A 3,629-nucleotide genomic window follows, 5' to 3' on the forward strand; every position below is an offset into this window, starting at 1 on the left:
CCGGCGCCGAGGCCTACCGGGACTTCGCCACGGCCCTGCGCGAGGAGCTGCGCCCGCACGCCCCCGAGGAGGACGCCGTCGGGATCGAGGCCTACCGCCTGGCCTCCCGCGTGTTCCTCGGCGCGGAGATCGACCTGGAGGAGACCTACCGCTGGGGCCAGGAGGAGCTGGCCCGGATCGTCGCGGCGCAGGAGGCGGACGCCGAGCGCATCCGCCCCGGCGCCACCGTGGAGGAGGCCCGCGCCGTCCTGGACGCGGACCCGGCCCGGAGGCTCAAGGGGACGCAGGCGCTGCGGGAGTGGATGCAGGGGCTCTCCGACCAGGCGCTGGAGGCCATGAAGGAGCACTTCGAGATCCCGGCGCCCATGGACCGGGTGGAGTGCATGATCGCCCCCACCCAGGAGGGCGGCATCTACTACACCGGCCCCTCCGAGGACTTCTCCCGCCCGGGCCGCATGTGGTGGTCCGTGCCGGCGGGCGAGGATGAGTTCACCACGTGGGCCGAGACCACCACGGTGTACCACGAGGGCGTTCCCGGCCATCACCTGCAGATCGCCACGGCCATGCTGGCCCGGGACGAGCTGAACCTGTGGCGCCGCAGCTTCTGCTGGACCTCCGGCCACGGCGAGGGCTGGGCCCTCTACGCCGAGCGGCTGATGGACGAGTTCGGCTTCCTCGAGGACGCCGGGGACCACCTGGGCATGCTGGACATGCAGCGCATGCGCGCGGCCCGCGTGGTGTTCGACATCGGCTACCACTGCGGCTTCGACATGCCCGCCTCGGAGGGCGGCGGCGCGTGGACCCCGGAGCGGGGCTACGACTTCCTCTCGAAGCACCTGATCCTCTCCGAGGGCCAGCGCCGGTTCGAGTTCACCCGCTACCTCGGCTGGCCGGGCCAGGCGCCCGCCTACAAGGTCGGCCAGCGCATCTGGGAGCAGATCCGTGCGGAGCACGAGGCCCGAGAGGGCGCGGACTTCGACCTGAAGGCCTTCCACACACGCGCGCTCCGTCTGGGATCGATGGGCCTGGACACCCTGCGCGAAGCGCTCGCATGACCCCTGCCGACGACGGCGCCCGCCCCTGCCTCGGACGCCTCGCCCTGGTGCTCGGCTCGGCCTCGCCGGGCCGCGCCGAGATCCTGCGGCGCGCCCGCCTCCCCTTCCGCGTCCTGGTGTCCGACGTGGACGAAGAAGCCCTGGGGGCGGCGCGCCCCGAGGCGACCCCGGGCGAACTGGCCCTGCTGCTGGCCCAGGCCAAGGGCCTGAACGTGGCCGAGCGGGCGGCCGCGGAGGGCGTGGCCGGCCCCACCCTGGTGGTCGGCTGCGACTCCGTGTTCGAGCTGGACGGCGTGGCCCACGGCAAGCCGTACGAGCCCGAGGTGGCCCTCGAGCGCTGGCGCGCCCAGGCCGGGCGCACCGGCCGGCTCCACACGGGCCAGTGGGCGGGGCTGCTCATGCCCGGCGACGAGGGCGCGGTGCCGCACGCGGAGACGTCCACCTGCGTGGGCGCGGACGTGCGCTTCGCCGACGTGGACCAGGACACCGTGCGCGCCTACGTGGCCACCGGGGAGCCCCTGCTGTGCGCCGGGGCGTTCACGATCGACGGCGCCGGCGCGGCGCTCGTGGAGTCCGTGGACGGGGATCCGAACGCGGTGATCGGGCTGTCCGTGGCGGTGCTGCGCGCGCAGTGCGCGGAGCTGGGCCTGCGGTTCGCCGACTTGTGGGAAACCTCCAACCATCCGGCCTGAGCACCACGGGGCTCCCGCGAACACCTGGGCGGGGCCCCACCACCGCAGTACAGTGCTGATGGACATCGGCGCCGTGCGGGCGGCCCGTGCATCGCCCACCGAACCGGCGCGGCGGGCCGGACCCCCGCGGCGGCCACACCCCGAACCCGTCCCCGTCTTCAGGAGCCTGACCCCATGACCACGAGCAGCGGCCTCCAGGCCACCCCCGCCTCCGCCGACGGGAAGGCACGGCGCTTCTCCCGCGTGTTGATCGCCAACCGCGGCGAGATCGCCGTCCGCGTGGTCCGGGCCTGCCAGGACGAGGGCCTGACCTCCGTGGCCGTGTACGCCGAGCCGGACCGGGACGCGCTCCACGTGAAGCTCGCGGACGAGGCCGTGGCCCTCGGCGGGGAGACCGCCGCGGACTCCTACCTGGTCGTGGAGAAGATCCTGGACGCCGCCGAGCGCTCCGGCGCCGACGCCGTGCACCCCGGCTACGGCTTCCTCTCGGAGAACGCGGACTTCGCGCGCGCCGTGGAGGCCGCGGGCCTGGTGTGGATCGGCCCGCCGCCGGCGGCGATCGACGCCCTCGGGGACAAGGTCTCCGCCCGCCGCATCGCCACCGAGGTCGGCGCCCCGCTGGCCCCGGGCACCACGTCCCCCGTCAACGGCACGGACGAGGTCGTGGCCTTCGCGGACGAGTTCGGCCTGCCCGTGGCCATCAAGGCGGCCTACGGCGGCGGCGGCCGCGGCATCAAGGTGGCCCGCACGCGCGAGGAGATCCCCGAGCTCTACGAGTCCGCCGTGCGCGAGGCCGTCGCCGCGTTCGGCCGCGGCGAGTGCTTCGTGGAGCGGTTCCTGGACCGTCCCCGCCACGTGGAGACCCAGTGCCTGGCGGACGCCCACGGCGACGTCGTCGTCGTGTCCACGCGCGACTGCTCGCTGCAGCGCCGCAACCAGAAGCTCGTGGAGGAGGCCCCGGCGCCGTTCCTCAGCGACGAGCAGAACACCCGCCTCGTGGAGTCGTCGAAGGCCCTGCTGAAGACCGCCGGATACGTGGGCGCCGGCACGTGCGAGTTCCTCGTGGGCCAGGACGGCACGCTGTCCTTCCTGGAGGTCAACACCCGCCTGCAGGTGGAGCACCCGGTGACCGAGGAGGTCACGGGGATCGACCTGGTGCGGGAGCAGTTCCGGCTCGCGCGCGGCGAGGCCCTCGGCTACGGGGACCCGGAGGTGCGCGGCCACTCGTTCGAGTTCCGCCTCAACGGCGAGGATCCGGGGCGGGGCTTCCTGCCCGCCCCCGGCACCCTGAGCACGTTCCGGATGCCCTCGGGGCCGGGCGTGCGCGTGGACGCCGGCGTGGTGGAGGGCGAGACCGTCTCCGGCGCGTTCGACTCCATGGTGGCCAAGCTGATCGTCACCGGCGCCACCCGTCGCCAGGCCCTCCAGCGGGCGGCCCGCGCGCTGCGGGAGGCCGAGATCGCCGACATGCCCACCGTGCTGCCCTTCCACCGCGCCGTGGTGACGGACCCCGCGTTCGCCCCCGAGCTGCAGGACTCCGACGCGCCGTTCTCGGTCCACACGCGCTGGATCGAGACCGAGTTCGCCCACGAGATCCCCCCGGCGCAGCTGGCTCCGGTCGAGCCCGCGGCGCGCGAGCCGCGGCACACCGTGACCGTGGAGGTCAACGGCAAGCGCGTGGACGTCACCCTGCCCACGTGGGGGGCGGCGATGCACCAGCTCCAGGACGCCGCCGCGCGCGCCGGGGCGGGCCGGCGTCGTCCCCGGGGCGGGCGCCGGGCCGGCGCCGCCCCTGCTGCTGCGAGCACGGACGCTCTCACCGCACCCATGCAGGGCACCGTGGTGAAGGTGGCCGCGAAGGACGGTGACACCGTGACCGAGG

Annotated in this window: 3 protein-coding genes; all 3 read left to right on the forward strand. The window is 74.6% G+C overall.

Features of this window, described 5'->3' with window-relative positions; all coding sequences use genetic code 11:
• Positions 1 to 1,055, forward strand: a 1,055-nt coding sequence (locus tag Q4D18_RS11325) for a DUF885 domain-containing protein (protein ID WP_303128485.1), incomplete at its 5' end; no start/stop codon positions are given.
• On the forward strand, positions 1,052 to 1,747 hold the full coding sequence (locus tag Q4D18_RS11330) for a nucleoside triphosphate pyrophosphatase (RefSeq protein WP_303128486.1): 696 nt from the start codon (positions 1,052 to 1,054) through the stop codon (positions 1,745 to 1,747). The genes Q4D18_RS11325 and Q4D18_RS11330, both read left to right, overlap by 4 nt.
• Positions 1,748 to 1,921: 174 nt before the next feature.
• Positions 1,922 to 3,629, forward strand: a 1,708-nt coding sequence (locus Q4D18_RS11335) for a biotin carboxylase N-terminal domain-containing protein (protein ID WP_303128488.1), incomplete at its 3' end; no start/stop codon positions are given.

Source organism: Micrococcus sp., assembly GCF_030523875.1.
Lineage (GTDB): Bacteria > Actinomycetota > Actinomycetes > Actinomycetales > Micrococcaceae > Micrococcus.

Bases quoted from the DNA above. Each gene is read 5' to 3' on its own strand.
- Q4D18_RS11330 (WP_303128486.1), top strand. From the start codon at position 1,052: ATGACCCCTGCCGACGACGGCGCCCGCCCCTGCCTCGGACGCCTCGCC.